Origin of the sequence: Desmospora activa DSM 45169, from assembly GCF_003046315.1 — a bacterium.
GTDB lineage: Bacteria > Bacillota > Bacilli > Thermoactinomycetales > DSM-45169 > Desmospora > Desmospora activa.
Genome location: NZ_PZZP01000001.1, coordinates 2,491,308 through 2,517,160, shown reverse-complemented (window position 1 = coordinate 2,517,160; position 25,853 = coordinate 2,491,308). Strand labels below are relative to the sequence as shown.

The following is a 25,853-nucleotide window of genomic DNA, read 5'->3' as shown; positions in this document are numbered from 1 at the left end:
TCCTGAACTTGTAAGGTTTTATGTGATCAAAAAGCTAAGCGACTACCTTGCTGTGGAAGGAGAGCGGGATAATATGATCGTGGTTGGAGCAGAATAGCCATGGAGTTAGTATGAGGAGGGAGCCCGATGCAATCGGAATCGACAGAGCGGGAAGTTCAGCTGCGCAGTGTAGATCAGGCGGAAATGGATTATTGGGTTAATCAAGTGCGGAACGGTTACCGTGAGATGACGGCGATCGCGTTGCGGGCGATACAGGGAGAAGAGAATATGGATGTGGAGATGAGCCAACCTCTGGGGGAAGAAGCGGAGTCATTGCATGATCAAGAAGTGGTTTGGCCTTTGGATGCAGAGAAGGAATGTTGTTATCGCAAAGATGGTGGACACGTAGTGGTACGATCTCGGTAGGGTTGGGAAATAGGAGTACAAGCAATAGATGTGGGGTTGGGGAAAGTTTGTATCTCCATTCCCTTTTTTATCCTTCGATGGAGGCTGTATTGTCAGTGATCCCTTTTAAGGAAACTGAACAACACTCCGTTGCGACTGACTTGGAGGTAGAGGGGGAGTATATTTGTATTCCCGCCGTCCAAAAGCTTACGATACAGTGGGCTTTTGGACGGCAATGAACAGCAATTTGCTATAGGTCACAAGGCTGCCGATCGTGCAGCGAAGTGAAACTTAAGTCGATGGTTCGCTGATTGATTGAACTTCGCGCGGAGAAGCCTTCACTCCGTTTTACCAATCGATCGGCTGATAATCCTTAAAAAACAAGCCGGTAGGCGGTTTATCCGCCTCTTTGCTCATATAGATCGGATCGCAGATACGAGCGGCGGCATCGTGAAAATCAAGGGGAAGTTGAATGGCGGCCTTGTTTGCTTTTTGTGGAATTTGATCAGATACCCAGCCGGGATCGACTGAGGTAATGTAGATGCGATCTTTTTTGTATTCCTTTGCCATCGTTAACGTCATCATATTGAGCGATGCTTTTGCCATGTTGGTGTGTACATGATAGGGATTTTTTCGTTTCATACTAAATTTCCCCTCGATTGAAGAAACATTGATAATAAAACGGTTGCGGCGGGGACTTCGCACCATCGCCGGTTTTAATTGTGTATTTAACAAAAATGGAGCCGTCACATTAATCAGTTGTACTTCCAACATCTCCACCAGGGGAATTTGATCAGCCTGGGCAGTCCAGGAATGGTACTCCCTTGATGTGGTAGTGATGGCATCGCCTTCACCCTGAACGGGTTGCAAGGGCTGCAATTGTAGTGGTGGTGAATCCGTTTGTTCAAAAGAAGTAACGGCAATCTCGCGGCTGCTGAGCTGTGGGGAGTGATTTCTGCCTAATCGATTTTGTAAACTTTGCTCGTTTTGAGCGAGTGCCACGTATTCTTCTTCCCGCATACGTACCGTTTGAGCCGCGTTATTGATAATGATGTCGATGGAGGGAAACTGTTTATCCAAAAAACGAGCAAACGCTTCTACTCGTTCAATCCGGCGAAAATCCAGACCATAGATATGGATGCGATCCTGCCAGTCACAACAGTCAGCTTCTTGCAAATAATGATGGAGGGCGGTATAAGGAAAACGGCTGGTTATAATCACCTGGGCACCGTCACGCAATAGGCGCAACGCAGTATAATACCCGATCTTGGTTCTTCCACCGGTGACCAGGGCGGTATAACCGTGTAAATCATGACGGGCTAAGCGCTTTTTTTCATTAAAATCACCACACTCCAGGCAGAGTAGGGGATAATGGGCGTGTTTTTCCAGCAAGGGTTGTTTACATACATAACATTTGTTTGGTTTGGGTGGTTTTTGCGAATGGGGCATGAGATCACCTATCATTCAAAAAAATAATAATTGCATTGCAATGTATCATACCATGGGTTAAAATGATTGTACATAGTAGCTTAAACAAAGCGCCTGTTTGGCAAGCAGCGAGATGAAGGTTTTAATCCTTCCTGTGTACTGCGGTAGTTTAATTCAAAATACCTGCGCTACGGGCAGGAGACAAAGGTTCCAATCCTTTCCGCAGGCAAGCCCCCACTTCGCGCCAAGCGAAGACTGGGGGCTTTATTTTGTGGAAATACTCGTTGAAATGTGAGAATAGAGAGGCTTCTCGTTGACATTTCCTAAAACGATCAAAAGCTGTTATATTATATGGAATGAAAAAATAGAGGAAGAGAAGTGGAGAGAATGCCGGGACGTTTACGACACTTGTATCAGGAGTATCACCCGCTAGTGTGGGTGTTGGCGGGAGGAACAATGTTTGCACGGGCGGCCTCTTTTATGAGTCTGCCTTTTTTAGCCCTTTATCTGGCCCGTTCATCGGAGTTGCCGCCGTGGTTGATCGGGTTGGTGGTGGGGATGGGGGCATTGGCAGGAACCTTTGGTGGGTTTGTGGGAGGTTATTTGTCCGATCGGTGGGGCCGAGGCGTGGTGATGGTAACCACCCTCTATGGATGGGTGGTGGTCTTTATCGGCTTTGCTCTGGCGACAGAAGTATGGATGTTTCTCCTGCTTAATACTTTAAATGGCTTGTGTCGCTCTTTTTTTGAGCCGACGAGCCAAGCGCTGATGGCTGACTTGACACCTCCGGAAAAAAGGATGCGGGTATTTGGGATTCGCTATATGGCCATCAATGTGGGTGCGGCACTGGGACCGCTCATTGGGGCGTATCTGGCGTGGATGTCCGGTACGGCGGCGTTTTGGCTTACCAGTGCCATTTATCTCGCTTATGCCGTAGTGTTAACCGGGTTGATGACCCGGTATCGAGCGGAGCTATCTTCCCAAAGCGGGGGTGCTGATCGCATTCGCGTGGGCGAGGCTTTTGCGGTGATTCGCCGTGATCTGGCCCTCGGTTTTTTTATTCTGGGAGGCATCTTGGGCCATATCGGCTATGCTCAGAATGAAAGCAATTTGCCTCTTCATCTGGATCAACTCTTTGGAGAGCACAATGCTTGGTATCCGACATTACTGGCACTTAATGCAGTAACCGTGATTCTATTGCAAATGGTGATCACCCGTTGGGGAGAGAAGCGGTCTATCCTCAGCAATATGATGCTGGGAAGCGGTTTGCTGGCGGCGGGGCTGCTCTTTTTTGCCTTTGGCGGGAGTGGGTGGTGGTTTTTAGCGGGGATGTTCATTTTGACACTGGGTGAGATTTTACTTTTTCCCAGCAGCAGTCTCTTTATCGACCGTTTGGCACCGGAACATCTTCGCGGAACGTACTTTGGCGCCAGTAATTTTCGCTCCATCGGCTTCTTCATCGGTCCAGCTATGGGTGGCTGGATGTTGGGCGAATGGGGTGGAATGGCAATGTTCACCTTTGTCGCCGTCATTGCCGGCGGTGGAGCCGTGTTTTTCTGGTGGGGCCATCGGGCATGGCTGCGGCAACAAGCAGCAAAAGCGAAAGATGCCCCTCTGCCGCAAGCGTTTGTGGGTAAATAACGGATGCTGGATTGATAGACCGGGCAGTCATCCTTCTGTTTTGACTCGTAAACGAGAGGAGGGTTACTGCCCGGTCTGTCGGTTTATTGATGGACGGAATCGTTGTTTAAGGATTGTAGGGTTTGCACCATTGTTGAGGTGAGGGGGACACTTTTTTGTTGGTGATAATCAAAGTGGACCATAACGGCGTGTCCAAGTGCGATCAGCTCTCCGGTGTCTCGGTCCAGAATCCGGTGCAGTAAGGTGAAGCTGGTGTTGCCGATTTTCTCCGTTTCGGTAGTGATGGTCAACCACTGGCCAAAAGTGGCTTGCGCTTTATAATCACAGCTGGTGGAGGCGACGATCAGCTTCCAATTGTGCAGATCCATGTCGGGGTCCAATAATTGAAACAACTCAATACGGGCGGCTTCCATATAGGTGTAGTAGACAGCGTTGTTGACATGTCCCAACCCGTCACATTCGTTGAAACGTACTTGTATGGTTGTGGAAAGCGGCATCCTTTTCCCTCCAGGTTCCGGTTTTGATGATTGCTTGATCCTCTTCCAAATCATAATCTATCGATATCGACGGTTCAATCGGGTTTCGATGGATGGTATTCTGAAGGAAAATGGAAGAGAGGAAGAAACCCTATGGAAAATCCGAGTTGGTTGTTTGCACTTGCAAGTATCATCGCGGTAGTGGGAATCGTAATCGTTTTTAAGTCATTTATCGGCCGTTTGCAAGCAAAGGGGGAAGAGGCGGAGGAGATCGATCTGCAGCGAGAATTTGCCCCTTTTTTGTTGAGAGTATCCCTGGTGGAAGTGGTTCCCCTCGTTCTAATCGCTGTTGGTACGATGCAAATCTTCGATGGTACCGGTAGCGACATTATATTTCCGCTTGTTTTGATATTAGGTGCCCTACTGTTTGGTTGCATCAATATTTTCCTCACTCGTCAGGAAGTGATCAACAATCCCCGTATTTCGGAAAAGGGAAAGATGTTGCTCAATCTTTTCTGTATGGTTGCTATCGCATTTGTTACCGCGATTCCGTTGATATCGGTAATCATTATTTTGACGATGCAGCTTTGACAGATGTTGTTGCCTGATTATCGGCTCTGCGCGATTAGGAAGGCCATATACAGGTCGGAGCTCCATGGCAATTGCAACATTTGTCCCAATATCATACTTAGAATCGAGTTGACGCCGGCCTGACAGGTGTCAACTTCTTTTCGTTAGGACGTTTAGAAAGGCGTCCAAGCTTCTGGTGATCCATTTGTTTTTGTGAAAAGCCGCATAGAGGGCGATTGCATTGTTGGGTACGTCCGCTTCAATCGCTTTCAATTCCCCGCTTTCCAGTTCATCTTTCACGGTAAAGTGAGGCAATAAAGAGGTGCCGAGACCACAGGAGACACACTGTTTAATCGCTTCAATACTGGCGAGTTCCACTTTTGTGATGGATGTTTTCCCTTCGATCTGCACATGATTTTCAAAAATCGAGCGCCAACTACATGCTTGCTCCATATACAGCATGGTTCGGTCTTTTATCGCCGTTCCGTTTTTCGCCGATTGCACCAATACAAGCTTCTCCTCTTTTAACTTTTTGACGGTTAATTCTTTGGGAGACCATGGGGAGGTTTCAACCAAGATGGCAAGATCGATATCCCCTTTGCTCAATTGAGCCGATACATCGGGATAATCGAGTGATTTTAAAATTAGCTCTACCTTGGGGTAGTCTTTCATAAATGTTGAGATTACAGTAGGAATCCAGTGGATCATCGCTGATTCGGAAGCGCCGACGGTTAGTTGGCCGGAGGGTTCATCGGTATCATCGATCGTTTCTTTCGATTTTGAATAAAGTTGGATGATGTCCACAGCATAAGGGAGAAAACGCTTACCGGTTTGTGTTAAGGTGATATTTTTCCCAAAGCGATCAAACAAAGGAGTACCCAGTTCTTTTTCCAGCTCTTTGATGTGAGTCGTGATGGAAGATTGGGCATACCCCAGTTCCTCTGCCGCCTTTTTAAATCCACCAACATCGACAATGGTGCGAAAAGTGATCAGGTGACGGAGTTCCATGTTATCATCCCTTTTACTATCGTTTTTATTGAACTGTATATTCAATAATATCTATTTTACTGAACTCAAGCGTCATCATACACTATAGATATACTTGATTCAAGAACATGGAGGGGAACAACATGAATGTCCTTACCGTTGTTACACATCCCAGGAAAAACTCTTTAACCTTTGCCGTGGCGGATCGATTTGTACAAGGTTTAAAAGATGCCGGGCACGAGACGGAAGTATTCGATTTGTACCGTAGTGGCTTTAATCCCGTATTGTGGGAAGCGGATGAACCGAATTGGTCAGCTGATCAGCAGCAATTTTCAGTAGAAGTAGAAGAAGAGATGAAACGATTGCAGCGGCATGAAGCGTTGGCTTTTATTTTTCCGTTGTGGTGGTGGAGCATGCCGGCGATGTTAAAGGGGTATATCGACCGTGTTTGGAACTATGGTTTTGCATATGGTCCCAATAAGCTCCACCATCGATCGGTATTGTGGTTGAGCTTGGCAGGCGCTCCGATTGAACGTTTTGAGAAGCGGCAATACGATGAGATGATCTCCCATTATTTTAATGTGGGTTTAGCCCATTATTGTGGCATCCCCCGTTCCAGCGTTGAACTTTTTTATGAGACGATTAAGCCAAATCCGGTACTGATAGAAAAAATGCTTACCCAGGCTTATCAACTAGGATTGCATTATGCCGATCGAGACTGGGACTAAATCGGCATCAATTTACGGGTAGTTATCCTCTATTGGGTGTGCTCTCTCGAAATATTAAAAGTTGACGCCTGTAAATACAGACGTCAACGTGATATCTATGACTAATATCGGTAATTGTGATAAAGGTTGTATCTATGCCTATTGTGGGGGAGGATGGAGTGTGGGACTTATAACATAAATTTATAATGCTCTCTAGATATGGCGGATTTAAAAAAGGAGCCTCATAGGCTCCGTTAAAAATATTTATCGATAAATTTGTGCACCGCTCTGCTTAAATTCTTCCGCTTTTTCCTGTAAGCCCTGTTCGAGTGCCTCGCGGGTATCCAACCCCCGTTCCGCTGCATATTCTCGAATATCTTGCGTGATGCGCATCGAGCAAAATTTCGGTCCGCACATGGAGCAGAAATGAGCGGTTTTGGCCGGTTCGGCGGGAAGGGTTTCATCATGATATTGGCGGGCGCGGATGGGGTCCAACGACAGATTGAACTGATCTTCCCAGCGAAATTCAAACCGCGCTTTGGAGAGGGCGTCGTCCCACTGTTTGGCCTGAGGGTGACCTTTGGCCAGATCAGCAGCATGGGCGGCGATTTTGTAGGTGATTACGCCTTCTTTTACATCATCCCGGTTGGGCAGGCCCAGATGCTCCTTGGGCGTTACATAGCAGAGCATAGCGGTGCCGTGCCAGCCGATTAGCGCCGCCCCGATGGCAGAGGTGATATGGTCATAGCCGGGGGCGATATCCGTTGTCAGCGGTCCCAAGGTGTAGAAAGGCGCTTCACGGCATACTTTTTGCTGAATGTCGACGTTTTCTTTGATCTGATGCAGGGGGACGTGACCGGGCCCTTCCACCATTACCTGGACATCGTGTTTCCAGGCGATCGCGGTCAGCTCGCCCAAGGTTTCCAGCTCGGCAAATTGTGCCTCATCATTGGCGTCGGCGATGGACCCCGGTCGTAGACCGTCACCTAAGGAGAAGGCAATGTCATAGGTACGCATAATTTCGCAAATTTCCTCAAAATGCGTGTATAGAAAGCTTTCCTGGTGGTGAGCTAAACACCAGGCGGCCATGATCGATCCACCGCGGGAGACGATTCCCGTCAATCGGTTAGCGGTTAAGGGAATGTGGTGCAGTCGGACCCCGGCGTGGATAGTAAAATAATCCACCCCTTGTTCCGCCTGTTCGATCAGGGTGTCGCGATAGATTTCCCAGGTGAGTTTTTCCGGTTCTCCGTTCACTTTTTCCAAGGCTTGATACAGCGGAACCGTGCCGACAGGAACGGGACTGTTGCGAATCACCCACTCCCGGGTAGTATGGATATCCTTGCCGGTGGAGAGATCCATGATTGTGTCCGCTCCCCAGCGAGTGGCCCACATCATTTTCTCCACTTCTTCTTCAATGGAGGAAGAGACGGCGGAATTGCCGATATTGGCGTTGATTTTTACGTGAAAATGCTTGCCGATCACCATTGGCTCACTTTCGGGGTGATTGATGTTGGAGGGTAGGATGGCTCGGCCGGCGGCGATTTCACTGCGGACAAATTCCGGGGAAACCCCTTCGCGGATAGCGGCAAACTCCATCTCAGGGGTGATGATGCCTTGTCGTGCATAATGGAGTTGCGTCACATTATGGCCGGTTTTCGCTCGCAGGGGACGGCGGCGTAATTTTGGATATTCCGGGGTGTGATCGCGATCGGAGCGGCGGCCGTTGTCGATCGGCTTTACCGGTCGTCCTTCTGTCTCCTCCACGTCACTGCGTTCGTGGATCCAGCGAGAGCGTAAGCGTGTCAGTCCTGCAGTCACATCGATGTCCATATCCGGGTCGGTGTGGGGACCACTGCTGTCATAGACGCGTAGGGGTGCGTTGTCCTCGTTTCCAAAGCGGCCTTGGGTCGGGGAAAGGTGAATCTCCCGCATCGGTACCCGGATATCCTCCCGTGATCCGGTTTGATACACCTTGTGGCTGTTGGGAAAATGATGATGGATCGGTTGCATGGTTAATCCTCCTCACTTTGTTGGCAACCCCACCAACAGCAAGAGGGTCAGACGGGGGCGGTGATACTGCAATCAATAAAAAAAGCCGTACGGCAGCGTACGGCTCCTTTGCTATGAACGAACCCACCGGTGATGGTGAGCCTTTGCGTCGAATCTTCACCGCCCTCTTGTTTGAGGTTCGGTCCGAATTCGACATTCCGCTCAAGATCATACAAAGGATACTTTCCATTTCCTACGCTGGCATTACCCAGATCAGGTTTAACGGTCGGCGTTGATTACCCGCCCTCTCAGCCTGGCTCCTCCAAGCTCCCGTTTGTATGAGGTTGCTTGCCCAACAACTTATCATATCCGGATGACATTGGCAACGGAAAAATTGAATTTTTTTTATGTGATCACCGCAACTTTTTGTCGATTCCATCTGTCTATAAAAAGGATAATCACAACCAAAGTTGTCACCGTTTCCGGCAGAAACCGGGGTTGTGCCTTTCCATTACTCCTATAGATAGGGTATGCTGGTGATAGCGGATGGGTTGGAAAGGATGATGGTTTCTTGCGCATTGAATGGTCTCATGTGAACAAAGTGTTTTATGGAAAAGAAGAGGGCGATCGTTTTTCCTACCAACGCCAAGCGCAGACCGGACTGCTGGACTTCACAGCTTCCCTAAAACAGGGAGTGACTGTCATACTGGGACCGGAAGGCTCCGGCAAGAGCACACTGCTGCGGGTGACTGCGGCGGCGGCTGTCCCGGATGACGGAAGGATCACCTACCAAACCCACCGCAGTGAAGTTCATGTATGGTCAAAAAGCATCGCTGCCATGGGCAGTGCTTCCCCGATGGAAGCACTGCGACAGCGTATCGGTTATGTCCCCCAGCGAAAACGGTTGAATCATGACACCCCCTTGGATGAGTCTCTTCTGTATCTGGCTCAATCCTATCAGCTTCCACAACCGAAAAAACGTGCCGCGGAGCTGATTGCCCGGTGGGGGTTGGCTGGTGTTCGAAAACAGCCGTTAAATGAATTGTCTCGGGATGTGGCAGCCCGTTACATAATCGCTCGCAGTCTGATCAGCGAACCACCCATTTGGTTGCTGGACGAACCTGCCCATGGATTGGATGATTGGGGCTGGCAATTGTTTATGCAGGAATTGACTCGCCGTCGTCAACACGGGATTACTGTACTGGCTACCAACGATTTGGAGCTGGCAGAAGCGGCGGACCACCTTCTCTTGATGGAAGCGGGATCTTGCCGCCGGATTGGCCCACGCAAAATTTTAACCGCCGGTGTTCCTGACGGTACGGTTGCTTCCTGGTACCGAACGATGCAAACTTTTTCAAAGGTAAAAACCCGGTCTCCATAGTTTCCTCCATCCACGACTCACTGGTATGCTTAACACTATCCAGTGATGTGTGAACCCTACGCAAATGAATGGATAAGTCCTTCCGGTCGACAATTCTCATGAAATCATGGTCTCTGGTCCCCCGCCATCGACGGCGGGTTTTTTTGATCTTATGCGATTGCTTACCTAAATTCCTTCTTGTCCACTTCCAAAAGCATCGCTATAATTATGATCGCAAACTAGTCATCAGATAATTTTAAATGTTATCCAAATGATTGGTTCGCCACATTGATCTTGGGGAGGGTCACGATGGGGAAGCGTTTTTTGCCATTATTGTTAACGATCGTTTTGGTGTGGGGCGGACTTGTGGTGGGATTATCCGCTGCGGCGGCAGAAGCAGCACCGCATTCTGCTTATGATGAAAAAATCGTTGCCCGCTTTGATTCCGGGCGTGCATTGGATCACATCCGCCATCTGAGTGTCGATATCGGGCCACGGGTGACAGGCACTGATGCGGAAAAGGAATCGTCTCGCTATATTCAACAACTGTTGAAGCGATACGGATACGAGGTGGAGATACAGGAATTTGATATCCCGGATCGTCTGGAGGGAAGTTTAACCGTCGATCTTGAGGGTGAGCGGGAACTTCCGATTCGAATCGCCACTGGCTCTTCTCCAACGGAGGAGGAAGGGCTGAGCACCGGTGTAGTGGATGCGGGTTTAGGCGGGAAGGATGATTTCTCCGCTGATGTTGCAGGCAAGATCGCTTTGATCCAACGGGGTGAATACACCTTTGTTGAGAAAGCCCGCAATGCCGAGGAGGCGGGAGCGGTGGGAGTCATCATTTACGATAATGTGGATGCCCTCGTTCCGCCGAGTCCCAGCCTAGGGGGAGAAGAAATATCGATTCCGGTGGTGGCGGTGACAAAAGAAAACGGAGAAGCGATGTTGACCGCGATGGAATCGGATGAAGTGATAGTGAAGCTGGTGATCCAGGCCCATACAAACCAAACCTCGCAAAATGTGATCGCTGTCAAAAAACCAAAAGGAAAAGAGAAAAAGGATGCGGATATCGTCTATGTAACCGCCCACTATGACAGTGTTCCGTATTCTCCGGGGGCGAACGATAACGCTTCCGGCACCGGTGTGATGCTGGAGCTGGCCCGGATTATGAAAGGCTTGCCCACGGATAAGGAAGTGCGCTTTGTCGCTTTTGGGGCGGAGGAGATCGGATTGCTGGGGTCGCGTCATTATGTCGGTCAGCTGTCCCCGGATGAGATTGAGCGTAGTATCGCCAATTTTAATATGGATATGGTAGGCACCAAATGGGAGCAAGCGACCCAACTATACCTCAATGTGGTAGATGGAGAGCCCAATACGGTAACGGAATTCGCGTTTGCGGCAGCAGAGCGGCTGGGGAACGACAGCGTCGTGCTCTACCAGCGGGGTTCGTCGGATCATGTTGCCTTTTATGAGGCAGGAATCGATGCAGCCAACTTTATCCGGCGCGAGCCTGGAACCGCTAATTTGGAGCCGTGGTATCACACTCCGGAAGATACATTTGACAAAATCGACCGGAATCGGTTGCAAGAGGCCGGTGAGTTAGTAGGGGCGGCCGTCTACGACCTGGCGCGGAAACAAATCCCGCATGGAAAGAAAAAGAGCCCGCAACCGGTGAGCGAAAGCCAGCTTCATGAAGAGCATGAACATGAAGTGACTCGTTAAGATTTTACACGGTCGACTTATAAGGGCTGGTTTCGACACTAACAATTCAGTATGGGTAGCCGCTTAGTCAAGGCGAATCAATCTTTGGAGGGCTCATAAAGACAAGTGAAACAGCCTTCGATTGACGAAATGGTAGTTAAGGCAATAAAATAACCACTTGCAAGTGAAAGAATAAAACTCCCCCGCCTCATGTTGAGACAGGGGAGTTTTTCATATTTACCGTTTCCGCTCGATCAATTCCAGCCGGTTCCACCGTGGTGTAAGCCTAAAATGGCAGCCATTAGGCGTTAACTTCTTCTTTGTTGTCCAGGAACTGACGCAAAACGGTTTGCAGGATGCCGCCGTTTTTGTAGTATTGGATATCCACTTGGCTATCCAAGCGGGTGATGGCGTCAAATTCAACGACAGAGCCATCTGCTTTGGTCGCTTTTACTTTTAAGGTTTGGAACGGTTGGATGTTATCATCCAGACCGAGGATGTCAAAGCTCTCCTCACCGGTTAAGCCAAGGGATTGCCAGCTGTCCCCTTCGGAGAATTGCAGTGGCAGAACACCCATACCGACGAGGTTGCTACGGTGAATCCGCTCAAAGCTTTCCGCGATGACGGCTTTGACGCCCAGCAGGTTGGTTCCTTTAGCCGCCCAGTCACGGGAGGAGCCGGTGCCGTATTCTTTACCGGCCAAAACCACCAGTGGAGTGTTTTCTTCTTTGTACTTCATAGCGGCGTCATAGATCGCCAATGTTTCACCGGAAGGCACATGTTTGGTAAATCCGCCTTCTGTCCCCGGTACCATCTGGTTGCGGATGCGGATGTTGGCAAAGGTACCCCGGGTCATAACGCGATCGTTTCCGCGGCGGGAACCGTAGGAGTTGAAGTCACGCGGCTCGACACCATGATCTTTTAGGTATTTTCCAGCCGGGCTGCTGGGTGCGATGGCACCGGCAGGAGAGATATGGTCCGTGGTGACGGAATCCTTCAAAATGGCCAATGCGCGGGCGCCATTGATTTCCTGGATCGCTTCCACTTCCGGGGAGAGATCCACAAAGAAAGGCGGCTCTTGGATGTAGGTGGAGTTTTCGTCCCACTCGTACAATTCCCCTTCAGGGGTATCCATTTGGTTCCAGCGCTCATTGGCGTCAAAGACACGAGCATACTGCTCCCGGAACTGATCGGCGTTCATTGACGCCTCCACCGTTTTTTGCACTTCTGCGTTGGAGGGCCATAGATCTTTAAAGTAAACTGCGTTACCGTCCGCATCATGTCCGATCGGGTCGGTAGCGAAGTCGATATCGACGGTTCCGGCGAGGGCATAGGCCACTACCAAGGGAGGTGATGCCAGGTAGTTGGCTTTGACGTCAGGATGAATCCGTCCTTCAAAGTTGCGGTTTCCGGACAAAACGGAAGCCACGGTCAAGTCGTTATCGTTGATCGCCTGCGAGATTTCCTCCGGCAGCGGACCGCTGTTTCCGATACAGGTCGCACAGCCGTATCCAGCCAAAGTGAAGCCCAGTTGATTGAGCGAGCTCATCATACCGGATTTCTCCAGATACTCGGTCACTACTTTGGAACCGGGGGTGAGACTGGTTTTGACATAAGGGGGCACAGTCAACCCTTTTTGTACCGCTTTATGGGCAACCAAGGCAGCACCCAGCATCACCGACGGGTTGGAGGTGTTGGTACAGCTGGTGATAGCGGCGATGACGACAGAGCCGTTGTCCAGCTCAAAGCGTTTGCCGTCCATTTCCACCGCTACTTTTTTGGAGGCCTCAGTGGCACCGAAACCGCCTTCTTCAATCGGCTTCGTCAGCGTCTCATCCCAAGTTTTCTTCATATCAGTCAGCTCGATGCGATCCTGGGGACGACGCGGACCGGCTAAGCTGGGTTTGACGTCGGCCAGATCCAATTCAATCGTATCAGTAAATACCGGATCCGGGGTATCGTCGGTACGGAACATCCCTTGTGCAGTGTAGTATTCCTTCACCAGCTCCACCAAATCGTTGTCGCGACCGGTGTTACGCATGTAGTTGAGGGATTCTTCGTCTACCGGGAAGAAACCGATGGTGGCGCCGTACTCAGGGGCCATGTTGGCCACGGTGGCGCGGTCTGCCAAGCTGATGTTGGAGAGACCAGGGCCGTAGAACTCGACAAATTTGCCCACTACCCCTTTTTGCCGTAGCATCTGGGTAACAGTAAGGGCCAAGTCGGTAGCGGTGGCACCTTCAGCCAGCTGGCCAGTCAACTTGAAGCCGATTACATCTGGGGTAAGGAAGTAGAGCGGTTGTCCCAACATGCCGGCTTCCGCCTCGATCCCACCTACGCCCCAGCCGACGACGCCCAAGCCGTTGATCATGGTGGTGTGGGAGTCGGTACCGACGAGGGAGTCCGGGAAGACTTCCGTTTCACCGTCCACTTCGCGGGTAGCGGCCACTTTCGCCAGATACTCCAGGTTTACCTGGTGCACGATTCCGGTGGCCGGAGGGACGGCGCTAAAGTTGGCAAAGGCTTCTTTGGCCCAGCGCAGCAAGCGATACCGTTCTTCGTTCCGTTCAAATTCGCGGTTCATGTTGTACTCAAGGGCATCTTCGGTTCCGAATTTATCCACCATCACGGAGTGGTCAATTACCAGATCCACCGGAATGAGGGGGTTGATGCGGTCCGGGTTTCCGCCTACCCGTTGCATCGCGGAACGGAGTGCCGCCAGATCCACGACAGCGGGTACACCGGTGAAATCCTGCAATACGATACGGGCGGGTTTAAACGCCACCTCATTTTGCTCCGACCGATCGGCCCAGTTGGCCAATTGTTCGATGTGATCCTTAGTGACGCCAACACCGTCATGTTGACGGATGGCCGCTTCCAACAGTACCTTGATGGAAAAGGGAAGACGAGAGACAGGCCCCACACCTTGCTCCTCCAAACCGGCGAGGCGATAGTAATGATAATCGTTGCCGGCGGCGGAGAGCTTGGTGCGCACGCCAAACAAATCCTTTTTGGACATGTGGAAAACCTCCTTGGAAAAGGATGAGTACCAACGCATTGTTTCGCTTATTGAAACCGCGTTTCTTTTTCGTTTTCATTATACAATGGACTCCTTCTCTTTGTATACCCCTGATTCGTCTAATTCTCTCTTTCAAACTGGAAAAAATACGGGTATAATTGAACGATAAAAATAATTTTCAATAAGTGGAACTAAAGGGGCAATCCGCGATGGAAACGAAAAAAACCGTGCGCGCCGCCGAGCGTGCTTTGGACATCCTGCTCTGCTTTACCCAGGAGCCGGAACTGAGCCTGACGGAAATTGCGCGGATGACGGAGTTAAATAAAAGCACAGTGTACCGTCTGTTGGCCACCCTAGAAGAGAAGGGGTTTCTTATTCGCGACGGTGACACCGAAAAATATCGCTTAGGCTTTCGCATTTGGGAGTTGTCCGCTCATCTTTCCCAATCCGACGATCCCGCTACGCTGTTTCTGCCGGAGATGGAAAAGTTGCGCGATACGATCGAGGAAACGGTCAGCCTATACATCCGTGACGGATTTGAGCGGATTCGGGTACAAGCGGTGGAGAGCAACCAAACGATTCGCCGCATCGCTCCGATCGGGGCGCGCATGCCGCTGGCGGTGGGCGCATCCAGCAAAGTGCTGACGGCTTTTGCCGAGCCGTCGGAGCAAGCCTTGATCTTAGGCGATCCGGCTTGGCCGCAGTCGGTGGATCAGGGGGAGTACTTGCAACAATTGCAAGTAATTAAGAAAGAAGGTTACGCTACCAGTGTAGAGGAACGAGAAGCGGGCACCTCCGCTGTCGCCGTCCCCATCTTTAACCGCTACGGCAAAATTATCGCTGCACTGGCCGTCTCCGGTCCGGTGGGCCGCTTAACCTTGGAGCGAATGTGGGAAGTGATCCCCTATGTGATTGAGGCGGCCAACCGGATGCAGAAGATGTTGAAAAAGTAAAGAAGGAGAGATCCAATTGGCTGACTTTCAGAAGCCGAATCAACAGGAGTTAAAAGAGCGATTGACACCGCTACAATATCAGGTAACCCAGGAAAACGGCACGGAACCGCCCTTTCACAATGAGTATTGGAATAACAACCGAGAAGGGATCTACGTCGATATCGTCTCCGGTGAACCGTTGTTTAGCTCCGTGGACCAATACGATGCCGGTTGCGGCTGGCCCAGCTTTACCAAACCGATTGCTAAGGAAGAGATTGAAGAGCATGAGGACAAGAGCCATGGTATGATCCGCACTGAAGTCCGCAGCAAAACCGCCGACTCCCACCTGGGCCACGTCTTTCCCGACGGCCCTGGACCGGAGGGTTTACGCTACTGCATCAACTCTGCCGCCCTGCGTTTTATTCCAAAGGAGGAGCTGGAGCAGGAAGGATATGGGAAATATTTGCGCTTGTTTGGGGATAAGGACGGGGAGTGAGTGAAAGACCACCGGTTGAGCCGGTGGTTTTTGTTTGTTGGCGTGTGAGGGTGTGTCCCTCCCCACCGAACTAAGAAAAAAGGCTCGTCGACATCTGGGATGAGATTGAAATTGACTTTATAGATTAGAATCGATCAACGAGGTGAGAAAAATTGGACCAGGCTAACGGTCATCTACTCCAGTTTTTAAAGCGAAACTTTCCTACACAGCGTTCTCTTGTCGATCTCATAGATCGTCCGTTCATTTGCCGAATACCAGCCTATGACACCAATGATTGAAACCGTACGTTCCTTGTTGATGAGTAACTCTGTTGGAAACAGCGCATGGATTACCTTGTTATGTTGGGCGTGTATTCTCCTTGCTTTCTCCATTGCTGCTATTCAAGTTTACAAGCGTAAGACGCCTTAAACCACAATTGGATCTGTATCGGTTGGTGGGATTTGTCGACGGTTTCTTCATACTTGTGTATATAAAAAGGCTGCTGAATAAGATCAGCAGCCTGTGGCCATATTGACCGATTTTCTATTTACTCCGTGCTGATAGCGACAATCCCTGTTTCCCCGGAGCCAACGTCTCCTTCTTTGAGTAGATCCACCTTTTCCCCTTCAGATAGATTGGTGATGACGATGGGGGTGATGGTGGATTTTGCTTTTTTCCGGACGAGATCCAGATCTACCTTTAGGAGTTTCTGACCGCGTTTGACGGTTGCTCCTTGTTCCACATGGAGTGTAAAGCCTTCCCCTTCCATCTTGACAGTATCAATGCCAACATGGAGCAGGATTTCAATGCCGTTGTCGGATTGGATGCCGATGGCGTGTTTGGTAGGGAAGACATTGATTACTTTGCCGTCTACTGGGGAGACGACGGTACCGTCGCTGGGTTCGATAGCAAAGCCTTCACCCATCATTTTGCCGGCGAATACTTCATCCGGCACCTCGGTGATGGATAGGATTTTCCCTTTCATCGGTGCCCCGATTTCATCCCGACCGTCACTGACGCGGATACTTCCGTCCGCTTCGGTTTGAATCGGTTCAGCGGCGCGTGGTTTCTTTCCGCGCATAATATCCTGCATCTGTCCTTTAATGATGTCAGATTGGGTACCAAAGATGGCTTGCACACTTTCGCCGTAAACCAACACACCGGATGCACCCAGCTTCTTTAGGCGATCTTTGTCCACTTGGGAGGCGTCTTTTACATTGATGCGCAGACGGCTGATGCAGGCGTCCAGGTTGGTGATATTTTCTCCGCCGCCAAAGGCTTCCAACACCTCATGCGCCAATTCGCCTCCACCGGTGGATGTATCTTCGTCGCTCTCTTCGCTTTCATCTTCGCGGCCAGGGGTCTTTAAGTTAAATTTGCGGATGGCAAAACGGAAGCCAAAGTAGTAGATAACGGCAAAGGCGATACCGACCGGGATGATCATCCACGAATTGGTGGAAAGATTCCAGTACAAAATGTAATCGATGACGCCGCCGGAAAATGTCATTCCCGCTTTTACGCCGAGCAGATCCATCAGAGCAAACGAGATCCCGGCGAAAAAGACATGGATAGCATAAAGTACCGGAGCGACAAACAGGAACGAAAACTCGATCGGTTCCGTGATCCCGGTTAAAAAGGATGTTAGTGCCGCCGACAACATTAATCCGCCCACGATTTTTTTCCGCTCTTTGCGCGCTTCATGGTAGATGGCCAGCGCCGCAGCTGGCAGACCGAACATCATAAAGGGGAACTTACCAGTCATAAAAGTACCGGCGGTGGGATCACCGGCAAAGAATCGCTGTACGTCTCCCCGTGCAATTTCGCCGCTGGCATTTTGAAAGGTGCCGAAATCAAACCAGAACGGCGAATAAAAAATGTGATGCAATCCAATCGGAATCAACGCCCGTTCAATGATGCCGAAGATAAAAGCAGCCAATAGCGTGTTCTGTTCCGTTACGATCAGGGCAAATGCATCGATGACATTCTGGATGGGAGGCCAAATAATCGTAAATGCAATCCCCAACAAAAATGAAGTGACGGCCGTGATGATGGGAACAAAGCGGCGCCCTCCAAAAAAGCCGAGATACTGGGGCAGTTCAATATTGTGAAAGCGACTGTATAGTCCGGCTGCCACTAGTCCCATGATGATGCCGCCAAAGACGCCCATTTGAATCGTATCGATTCCAAGTACTTGGATTGTCTCAACCCCAGAATCTTTGGCTAAAATCCCCATGGTGGTATTCATAATCAAGTAACCGACGACGGCGGCCACCCCGGCGGTTCCTTCGCCACCGGCCAAGCCGACCGCCACCCCGATAGCGAAAAGAAGGGGAAGGTTGTCAAAGATCACGCTTCCGGCCTGTTCCATCAAAGGAAGGTTGAGAACGTTTTCATGACCCAACCCCAATAATAGACCTGCGGCGGGCAATAGCGCGACAGGCAACATCAACGCTCGTCCCACCCGTTGCAAGATGCCAAACAGTTTTTTGAACATAAAGGTTCCTCCTTCAGAATATACCCATGAAAAACTGCACCCGGAAAAATATATGCAAAAACCGTGCCAATGAAACGATGGCGGGTGCGGTTAAAAAAAGAGGCGCATGTTTGGCTGTTTGATCTTTGATCGTTGATTCTTTAGATGGAAGGACTTAATACTGTGCAATATCTGTGCAGTCATGGATTACACAATGATGGCCCCTGAGTGAAGATTCACCGCAGGAGCCGCTATTTGCTTCTATTTCATCCACCACAGTGCAACCGCGATGATGGCACTAAATCCGAGACCACTAGCCATAAATAAAATGGGAAGCTGATGGCGGCGATCCAAGTGCATAAATGTCGTCAGCTGCAATACGGTTTGAATTACAGCCAGAACCAGAATGACGGTCAAGGTGAGGGGGGTTGATAAGGTTCCGGTTGCAACAGCGGCAAAAGCGATTGCCGTCAGTAGAATCATCCAGCCAAACGCGCGCAGATGTTGGCCAGATGTCTCCTGTGGTCGGGTGTTTTCGCGATGATCGGTATCGGTCATAGAAGATTCCACCTCTTGGCGTTGGGTGAGTGGGTTACATTTTGCAGGTTGCGCTTTTGCGAGCACCTTTATGCAGGAGCGACGTTCTTTCAGTAATGTTACCCGTCGGATTTGTTGCGGCAAACGTGGAATTGTTAAGGTTGTGGACGCCGATGGTTGCATTGGATACAATACAGTCAAGGAGGGATTTGGAATGGCACAAGATTTCTATATTCAACAAATGCAAATGATGGTCCAACCGATGCGGGATGAGCTGACTCGGATCGGTTTTACAGAATTGACGACACCGGAGGAAGTAGCGCAAGCATTGGAAGGAGAGGGAGCTAAAGGGACAGCGTTGATCGTGGTCAACTCCGTGTGCGGATGTGCAGCTGGGTTGGCTCGTCCTGCGGTTGCGCACTCGCTTAACAATGACAAAAAACCGGATCACCTGTATACGGTTTTTGCCGGACAGGATAAAGAAGCGACGGCCAAAGCACGGGAATACTTTACCGGTTTTCCTCCGTCCTCCCCCTCGTTTGCCCTGATGAAAGACGGGGAGTTGGTCCATATGGTACAGCGTCATGAGATTGAGGATCGCTCCTTGGAGGAGATCTCCGCCAATCTGACCAGCGCCTATGATCGATATTGCTGATCTATCACTGAGGCTACTGGATAAAGCCTGATGATGGGAAATCGGGACTCGGTCCAATTTAATCATTAAATACGAAACCCGCACAGTGTGGGTTTTTTTGTTAGCGGTTATACAATTGAATGATCATTCGAACGAAGGCGCGTCGCATCCCAACCTGTGCTAGGGAGTTGAAGACGGTATGGATGGGGCTTTCCCTTCGCATCTTCGATTACAACCAAAATTCCATCTGCGTCAGGTCGGATATGAAGGATTTCACCACCCTGAACAAGGCTGGATGCAAGCGGGGCCAAGACCGGAACAAACGCTTCTTCCAGCCACATTCGTTCCCGATACCAACGCGGAGCGGGAAGGGGGCGCGGATAACCGCTGATTGGGGCGCCAAGTTCAGAGGCCATGGCCTGAGGATCGCAGGGAAGCTTCCGCCCTGTACCGATGGCGGCGACGAAACGAAGACAAAATTCAACGGTGTTGATCACTTCATTATAGTCTAGGGAGCCGTTTGCATAGCGAATTTCAACCGTTTTGTTCCAAAACCATGCGGCCAGGTTAATGCCGCAGCGGTGGGATTGTGGGCGTCCCTTATGGCAAAGTGCCGCTTCCGTAGGATCAGACTGGTAGCGCTCAAGCAGCTCCCTCGTAACAGGCGGGCAGTAGATCAACCGGTCTGCGCTCGTTTGCAACAATTGCTTGACGGCTTCTTGATAACGTAAAGCCGCTTCGATCAACTGGAGGATCGCTTCTTTTCCCCAAGGTTCCAAACTAACATGGACATGAAGTCCACAGCTCCAATTGGCGATCGCCTTTTGCGCTTGAAGTCGGGCCAGCATCACACGGATTTGTTCCCGATCCTTCCACTGCAGTGGAGGCGGCTTTAATTCACTGCCGGATTCCTCGCCGCTATCATCCGTTTGTCGTTCATCCAATGACATCGTCCAGCCGGGCAACCGCTCCAATCGTTCGGGGGTACCGCCGACAAATTCAATTTCGACGCCGAATCGAAGATGTTGCCAATCCGTTTGAATCGGTTTCATCACTCGCCATCCTCTCTTTTTCATTGTGAATCGTGTCTGTGAAATGAAAAAGAAAGGTGGAGGGGCACGGGGTTACCGAGGGATATTTTTGGGGGTCATGGTTACACCTCCGTCTAGATTTGGGTGAATCATATAATCAGCATTTAGCTGAAAAGCATTTTTACCAAAAACGGCAGGTTAGAGAAGCATCCTGAAGCTGTTATTGGATCGATACTTTCAGTATATAACTGACGCTACCTTGCTTCCAAATAGAATGATTGCAAAAGCCACTATCATGATCCACTGATTGCTCATCATATGGCCAACTTTATTCTGGGGTTTTGGCTCCGCATTTTCTAAAAAATGCCGTGCTAGGTTATAAGCACGACATTTGCGTCTTGGTCAATTTCTCCGGGTTACTGGAGATTACCCAAGTACCGTAGGAAGTGTCTGTGGTGAATCTCCAGCGTTTACGCATGGGGAGTAGTCAACCGAAAAAGAATGCCAAAGCTTGGGGCAGATCTTTTTGCCAAAATCCCCAGGTATGATTACCGTCCTGTTCACTGTAGTGAACGCGGGCGTCTTTTTCCTGCAAGGCCCGATGAACTTCTCGGTTGCGGGCCAACAGATCCAGGTTTCCTAAATTGGTGGGGACGGCGGTTTCCGCTTTGCCGATGGATTGGTAAATCTCCAGATGGGAGAGGGTGTCGACGTGACGGATTGCCTCCAATGTCGCCTCCAAAAAAGCTCCCGACTGTGACATGATGCGCTGAAACTGTTGGGGATATTGCAAAGACAGATGAAGCGAGACGGTTCCACCAAGAGAGGAGCCGCCTAGGATCCGCTCTTCTGGCGCGATGGTAACAGGAAACTCCCCTTCTACAAAAGGAAGGAGTTCTTCGACAAAAAAGCGAAGATATGAAGCGTGACGCGAGCCGATAGGGGCATATTCCGCGATTCGATTTTGTTTATCGACCGGAATAGCCACTGCTGCAAAGGGGCGGATCTCCCCGTCCAAAATCATCCGGTTGGCTTGGGTTGCCAATCGACCCAGGTTAAAATAATCATCCCCATCTTGCAGATAGATGACGGGATAAGCGGCGTTTTCGTCATGTTCAGGTGGAAGGTATACCTGGATGTCCCGGGTTTCACCCAGGTGATGGCTATCCACTTCACTTTTTACAATTGTTCGTTTTAAGTATCGTTGGTCCATACCCACCACTCACTTTTTCGATCGTGTCACTTATTGTACCCTATTTTTAGGCTGGTGTGTCATATTTATTGAAAAACGATTGATTGCACTCTTACATTAATCCGATGATCGGGGTGAGTATCGATGGGAAAAGCGGTTTGGTTTCCAAATAAGGAGCTAACAGAGCAGTCACGTTTGGGACGGTTGATGGCGAAGGTCGGGATCACGGATGTGGATGAATTTTATCGCCGCTCCGTCTCCGATGTCGGTTGGTTTTGGGGAACGGTGGAACAAGATTTGGGTCTGGTCTGGGATCGCCCCTATCAGAAGGTGCTGGACACTTCTCGCGGGATTCCGTGGGCGCGCTGGTTTGTCGACGGTAGTTTTAACGTATCAGTCAATGCGCTTGATCGGTGGGTGAATGATCCTTCTTCCCGACAGCGACTGGCGCTTATCTGGGAGGGGGACGATGGCACGGTTCAAAAATGGACGTATCGGGAGTTGTGGACCGAGGTAAACCGAATCGCCCGCGGCTTGCAAGAACTGGGTGTGGCCAAAGGGGACCGGGTGGCCATCTATTTGCCGATGGTAGCGGAAAATGTGATTGCGATGTTGGCGGTTGCCCGAATCGGAGCTGTATTTACGCCTTGCTTCTCCGGTTATGGTGCGGAGGCGGTAGCGGTACGTCTACGTGATAGTGAAGCCAAGGTGTTGATCACTGCCGACGGCTTTTTGCGCCGGGGAAAAACAGTGGCGATGAAGGAAGAGGCGGACAAGGCGGTAGATCAGTCCCCCAGTGTTCAGCGGGTGGTAGTGGTGCGTCGGTTGGGGCGGGAGATTCCAACCACTTCCCGCGATTTGAACTGGACCGAATTACGCTCCAATGACCGCCAACCGCTGACTGCTGCCCCGACGGATGCCGCTGATCCCTTTATGATCATTTATACCTCAGGTACCACCGGCCGCCCCAAAGGGACGGTTCACGTTCATGCCGGCTTTCCGATTAAAGCTGCTTCCGATGCCGCTTACGGCATGGATTTGGATGATGGGGACGTTCTTTTCTGGATGACGGATATGGGATGGATGATGGGGCCGTGGATGGTGTTTGGTACACTGTTGACGGGAACCACGATGCTTCTGTTTGAGGGGACACCAGATTATCCCCATCCCGATCGGTTGTGGAAGCTGGTAGAGACGCACGGAGTAACCCATCTGGGCCTTTCTCCGACAGTGGTGCGGGCACTGATGAAACATGGGCCCCAATGGTTGGAGGGGCGCCACTTGGACGATTTACGCGTGTTTGGCTCTACCGGTGAACCGTGGAATCCGGAACCGTGGCAGTGGCTATTTGAAAAGGTTGGAAAGAAGCGCGTCCCGATCTGGAACTACTCCGGTGGTACGGAGATTTCAGGTGGCATTTTAGCTACCAACCTGATGAAACCGATCGCTCCCTGCTCCTTTAGCGGTCCGATGTTGGGGATGGATGTCGATGTGGTCGATGAACGCGGTGAAAGTATCCGAGGTGAAGTGGGAGAATTGGTGATTCGACAACCCTGGGTTGGGATGACACAAAGTTTCTGGCAAGATTCGGATCGTTATGAACGAACTTATTGGAAGCGTTTTCCCGATGTGTGGGTGCACGGCGATTGGGTGGAGGTTGAAAAGGAAGGCTTTTGGTATATTACCGGTCGCTCCGATGATACCTTGAAGATTGCCGGCAAGCGTTTGGGTCCAGCTGAAATAGAGTCGATCCTGGTGGATCATCCGGCGGTATTGGAGGCGGCCACCATTGGAGTGCCGGATGCCGATAAAGGAGAGGTGGCCATTTGCTTTGTTGTGTTAAAACCGGATGTCGATGAAGCAGAGGAATTACGCGGTGAATTGTTGCGTTGGGTGGGAGAAAAGATGGGCAAGGCCCTTCGCCCTCGTGTCGTCCATTTTGTACGTGAGTTGCCCAAAACCCGCAACGGCAAGATTTTGCGACGTGTGCTCAAAGCGGCTTATCTCAATCAGGATGCGGGAGACCTTTCATCATTGGAAAATCCTGATGTGCTCACAGAAGTTCGATCATCCTCCGTGAATCGATAAAAGTTTCATGGTAGGATAGAAAAGAGGAAAAACAAGAGCCCGATTCTCCTGAATCGGGCTCTTTTGTACAATCAATTTGGCATAACGGTGCAATTCAATCCATAAGTAACTGGCTTTCCGTGTGTGCTCGTTTATAATGAATATGTTGCTGATTTCGTTCTTTTTTGCATTTATTCTTCCCTCTAACTTATTTCATATGGAAAATAAAAGAAAATGGACAAAAAACAAACCGCAGTTACGAATATATAGAGTAGGGAGAGGTGTCGGCATTGCAAGTCCTGGGGGACGGTGATAACCAGGAAAGGCGAGAGTTGGAAGAGCGCGTATTAACAGCCCAAGCCGACGAGTCTTCCGGGCAGCGTGAAGCGCTGTTGGGCGAATATCAATCCTATATCATCAGAATCGCCTCACGCATCTGTAAGCGAAGCATAACGTTACAGGATGATGAATACACAATTGCACTGGCTGGATTTAACGAGGCGATTACGCAGTATCGTCGCAGCGAACCGTCGTCCTTTCTGACTTTCGCCTATATGGTGATTCAGCGAAGGTTAACTGATTACTATCGCAGGGAGCAAAAACATCAAAACCAAGTGCCGTTGATTCCTCCCGATGCCAGGGAAAACGAGTCTGTCCACAAGGAAGTGGTGGCGGAATCCTTTGAACAGTTTCGGGAACGGGAACTGGCTGAAATACGCCGATCTGAGATTGAGCAATTTACCCAAGCATTGGCCCGTTTTGGAATCAAACTGACCGACTTGGTTAAAGCTTCTCCCAAACATCGGGACACGAGGGAAAACATGTTGTCAATCGCGTTAGAAATCGCGGCAAATCAACAATGGATGGAAGAATTTTTGCATCAAAAGAAGATTAAGAAAAGCTTTGCTGAACAGATCGGCTGCCATCGGCGCACATTGAAGCGGCATCGGATCTATTTGACGGCGTTGGTCCTAGTTTTGGTTGAGGACTTGCCTTTGATGAGAGATTATCTAGGTTTGCCAATTGACAGGAAGGGAGGTGGAATTCGTGCAGAAGGGGATGGTAATGGAAGTCAGTCGGCGGCATTATGTGGTGCTGACTCCTGAAGGACGATTTATTAAGGTGCCGAAACAGGATGCCGCGGCGGAGATCGGCCAGGAAATCACCTTTGAACTGGAGAAACAGTTTTTCCTCCCATTGAATCTACCCAGAAAAGCGATCTTGGCTGGTGGTGTGGCGGCTATGATGGTGATTATGACCATTTTGCTGCCATTGATGTGGGCTCCCACCCAGGCCCATGCTGAAACCTATATCTATATCGATTTAAACCCTAGCCTGGAACTGGGATTGGATAAGAAAAGCCGTGTGGTGGAAGTAAGGGCTTTTAATTCAACCGGTGAACAATTAATTCAGGAGTTGGACTGGAAAGGAGTTCCCGCCAAGCGGTTGGTGGTTCAATTATTAAATCGAGCTCGCCAACAGGGGTATCTGGAACCCAATGAACGCATTCTAGTCTCGCAGATTGCAATAGAACCCAAAGATGCTGAAGTATCCAGAAGCACCTTGAGTGAGATTGAAGAAAGTATCGGTACCGATACAGAGCTAAGCCAATCAAAAGTGGATCTGTATACCTTGCCATTGCCGGATATGTTGAAAGCAGAGGCGGAGAAAAACGACCTATCCCCCTCAAAGTATGCGGTATGGCTTTTGGCGAAGCGAAATGGTCTTGATCTGCCGCCGGAGGAATTGGTGGGTCTCTCCATGACCGAACTGATGGAATTGGTGGACTTGACCCCTATTTTGCGCAATCCACCTTCAAAAGAAGAATGGGAAGAATGGATTCAAGAAGAGAAGGAAATCGAGCAAGAGAATGAGAAAGATCAGTCTCCCTCTGATAAAGAGGATGAAAAGGAAGAAGAACAAATTGATTCGCCTGCTGATGAGCCGTCTGACAAGGATGAGCAAGATGTAGAAGAAGGGCAGGAGCCAGAAGAAGAAGAAGAGACTCCTAAAAACGATTCTTCCGATGAACCTGCAAAAGAGGATCCTTCTAAGGAGAACCCGGCTTCTACCCAGCCTGATTCGGATGAAGAGGAGAACGAATCCGATAAACCGGAGTCTGAAGATCCGTCTAAAGACCCACCAGCAGATCCGGAGAGGGAACATGGGCCTTCCGCTCATTCCAACCATGAAGAGTTGAGCTTGGAGTGAACGGAAATGCGATCGTTTTTACTGGTGTTTCCC

General features: G+C 50.1%; 21 protein-coding genes, 1 tRNA gene and 1 riboswitch. Of the genes, 13 read left to right on the top strand and 9 right to left on the bottom strand.

Annotated features, from left to right (window positions below; all coding sequences use genetic code 11):
• Positions 1-126: 126 nt before the first annotated feature.
• On the top strand, positions 127-405 hold the full coding sequence (locus C8J48_RS12100; protein ID WP_107727156.1) for a hypothetical protein: 279 nt from the start codon (positions 127-129) through the stop codon (positions 403-405).
• A gap of 327 nt (positions 406-732) precedes the next feature.
• Here the strand turns inward: C8J48_RS12100 and C8J48_RS12095 are convergent, their stop codons facing one another.
• Positions 733-1,833: an SDR family NAD(P)-dependent oxidoreductase gene (locus tag C8J48_RS12095; protein ID WP_107727154.1), complete on the bottom strand. Its 1,101-nt coding sequence runs from the start codon at positions 1,831-1,833 to the stop codon at positions 733-735.
• A 68-nt stretch (positions 1,834-1,901) separates the two neighbouring features.
• Here C8J48_RS12095 and C8J48_RS18780 point away from each other — a divergent pair.
• Positions 1,902-1,973, top strand: a tRNA-Ala gene (locus tag C8J48_RS18780).
• A gap of 226 nt (positions 1,974-2,199) precedes the next feature.
• On the top strand, positions 2,200-3,453 hold the full coding sequence (locus tag C8J48_RS12090; RefSeq protein ID WP_107727151.1) for an MDR family MFS transporter: 1,254 nt from the start codon (positions 2,200-2,202) through the stop codon (positions 3,451-3,453).
• Positions 3,454-3,536: 83 nt separating this feature from the next.
• Here C8J48_RS12090 and C8J48_RS12085 read toward each other — a convergent pair whose 3' ends face one another.
• Positions 3,537-3,950 carry an acyl-CoA thioesterase gene (locus C8J48_RS12085; protein ID WP_245891140.1) on the bottom strand — a complete coding sequence of 138 codons (414 nt, stop codon included), beginning with the start codon at positions 3,948-3,950 and terminating at the stop codon, positions 3,537-3,539.
• A 132-nt stretch (positions 3,951-4,082) separates the two neighbouring features.
• Here C8J48_RS12085 and C8J48_RS12080 point away from each other — a divergent pair, with 132 nt between their 5' ends.
• On the top strand, positions 4,083-4,520 hold the full coding sequence (locus tag C8J48_RS12080; RefSeq protein WP_107727147.1) for a hypothetical protein: 438 nt from the start codon (positions 4,083-4,085) through the stop codon (positions 4,518-4,520).
• A gap of 129 nt (positions 4,521-4,649) precedes the next feature.
• Here the strand turns inward: C8J48_RS12080 and C8J48_RS12075 are convergent, their stop codons facing one another.
• Positions 4,650-5,507, bottom strand: coding sequence for a LysR family transcriptional regulator (locus C8J48_RS12075; protein ID WP_107727145.1), 858 nt, complete (start codon positions 5,505-5,507; stop codon positions 4,650-4,652).
• Between the two features lie 122 nt (positions 5,508-5,629).
• Between C8J48_RS12075 and C8J48_RS12070 the strand changes: the two genes are divergently transcribed.
• A complete protein-coding gene (locus tag C8J48_RS12070; RefSeq protein WP_107727143.1) occupies positions 5,630-6,214 on the top strand; it encodes an NAD(P)H oxidoreductase in 585 nt (194 codons plus the stop codon).
• A 243-nt stretch (positions 6,215-6,457) separates the two neighbouring features.
• Here the strand turns inward: C8J48_RS12070 and thiC are convergent, their stop codons facing one another.
• Entirely contained in the window at positions 6,458-8,206 is a 1,749-nt protein-coding gene (thiC, locus tag C8J48_RS12065; RefSeq protein ID WP_107727141.1) for a phosphomethylpyrimidine synthase ThiC, read from the bottom strand.
• Between the two features lie 212 nt (positions 8,207-8,418).
• Positions 8,419-8,529, bottom strand: a riboswitch (TPP riboswitch).
• A gap of 227 nt (positions 8,530-8,756) precedes the next feature.
• Between thiC and C8J48_RS12060 the strand changes: the two genes are divergently transcribed.
• Together C8J48_RS12060 and C8J48_RS12055 are read left to right on the top strand one after the other, a co-directional pair.
• Positions 8,757-9,566 carry an ABC transporter ATP-binding protein gene (locus C8J48_RS12060; RefSeq protein ID WP_170105437.1) on the top strand — a complete coding sequence of 270 codons (810 nt, stop codon included), beginning with the start codon at positions 8,757-8,759 and terminating at the stop codon, positions 9,564-9,566.
• Between the two features lie 288 nt (positions 9,567-9,854).
• Positions 9,855-11,270 carry a M28 family peptidase gene (locus C8J48_RS12055; protein ID WP_107727137.1) on the top strand — a complete coding sequence of 472 codons (1,416 nt, stop codon included), beginning with the start codon at positions 9,855-9,857 and terminating at the stop codon, positions 11,268-11,270.
• Positions 11,271-11,550: 280 nt separating this feature from the next.
• Here the strand turns inward: C8J48_RS12055 and acnA are convergent, their stop codons facing one another.
• Positions 11,551-14,268 (bottom strand): aconitate hydratase AcnA, encoded by a 2,718-nt coding sequence (acnA, locus tag C8J48_RS12050; RefSeq protein ID WP_107727135.1) that lies wholly within the window; start codon positions 14,266-14,268, stop codon positions 11,551-11,553.
• Between the two features lie 209 nt (positions 14,269-14,477).
• On the opposite strand from acnA, the gene C8J48_RS12045 reads away from it, so the two are divergent.
• Together C8J48_RS12045 and msrB are read left to right on the top strand one after the other, a co-directional pair.
• Positions 14,478-15,221, top strand: coding sequence for an IclR family transcriptional regulator (locus C8J48_RS12045; RefSeq protein WP_107727133.1), 744 nt, complete (start codon positions 14,478-14,480; stop codon positions 15,219-15,221).
• Positions 15,222-15,237: 16 nt separating this feature from the next.
• Positions 15,238-15,696, top strand: a complete 459-nt coding sequence (msrB, locus tag C8J48_RS12040; protein ID WP_107727131.1) for a peptide-methionine (R)-S-oxide reductase MsrB — start codon at positions 15,238-15,240, stop codon at positions 15,694-15,696.
• Positions 15,697-16,222: 526 nt separating this feature from the next.
• On the opposite strand, the gene ptsG is transcribed toward msrB, so the two are convergent.
• Together ptsG and C8J48_RS18775 are read right to left on the bottom strand one after the other, a co-directional pair.
• Entirely contained in the window at positions 16,223-18,169 is a 1,947-nt protein-coding gene (gene ptsG / locus C8J48_RS12035) for a glucose-specific PTS transporter subunit IIBC (protein WP_107727128.1), read from the bottom strand.
• 240 nt (positions 18,170-18,409) lie between these two features.
• The gene (locus C8J48_RS18775) at positions 18,410-18,706 is read right to left on the bottom strand and encodes a cytochrome C oxidase subunit IV family protein (RefSeq protein ID WP_170105435.1); all 297 of its coding nucleotides are present in this window, start codon (positions 18,704-18,706) and stop codon (positions 18,410-18,412) included.
• A gap of 193 nt (positions 18,707-18,899) precedes the next feature.
• Here C8J48_RS18775 and C8J48_RS12025 point away from each other — a divergent pair, with 193 nt between their 5' ends.
• Positions 18,900-19,340, top strand: coding sequence for a BrxA/BrxB family bacilliredoxin (locus C8J48_RS12025; protein ID WP_107727124.1), 441 nt, complete (start codon positions 18,900-18,902; stop codon positions 19,338-19,340).
• A gap of 107 nt (positions 19,341-19,447) precedes the next feature.
• Here the strand turns inward: C8J48_RS12025 and C8J48_RS12020 are convergent, their stop codons facing one another.
• Together C8J48_RS12020 and C8J48_RS12015 are read right to left on the bottom strand one after the other, a co-directional pair.
• Complete coding sequence (locus C8J48_RS12020; protein ID WP_170105433.1) at positions 19,448-20,371, bottom strand: amidoligase family protein; 924 nt, start codon at positions 20,369-20,371, stop codon at positions 19,448-19,450.
• A 466-nt stretch (positions 20,372-20,837) separates the two neighbouring features.
• Positions 20,838-21,563: an alpha/beta hydrolase gene (locus C8J48_RS12015; RefSeq protein WP_107727119.1), complete on the bottom strand. Its 726-nt coding sequence runs from the start codon at positions 21,561-21,563 to the stop codon at positions 20,838-20,840.
• A 123-nt stretch (positions 21,564-21,686) separates the two neighbouring features.
• Here C8J48_RS12015 and C8J48_RS12010 point away from each other — a divergent pair, with 123 nt between their 5' ends.
• From C8J48_RS12010 to C8J48_RS12000, 3 genes are all read left to right on the top strand, one after another.
• The gene (locus tag C8J48_RS12010) at positions 21,687-23,630 is read left to right on the top strand and encodes an AMP-binding protein (RefSeq protein ID WP_107727117.1); all 1,944 of its coding nucleotides are present in this window, start codon (positions 21,687-21,689) and stop codon (positions 23,628-23,630) included.
• 269 nt (positions 23,631-23,899) lie between these two features.
• Positions 23,900-24,715, top strand: coding sequence for an RNA polymerase sigma-I factor (sigI, locus tag C8J48_RS12005; RefSeq protein ID WP_170105431.1), 816 nt, complete (start codon positions 23,900-23,902; stop codon positions 24,713-24,715).
• Positions 24,657-25,820, top strand: a complete 1,164-nt coding sequence (locus tag C8J48_RS12000; RefSeq protein ID WP_107727112.1) for an anti-sigma factor domain-containing protein — start codon at positions 24,657-24,659, stop codon at positions 25,818-25,820. Before sigI ends, C8J48_RS12000 begins: the two co-directional genes overlap by 59 nt.
• Positions 25,821-25,853: the final 33 nt, after the last annotated feature.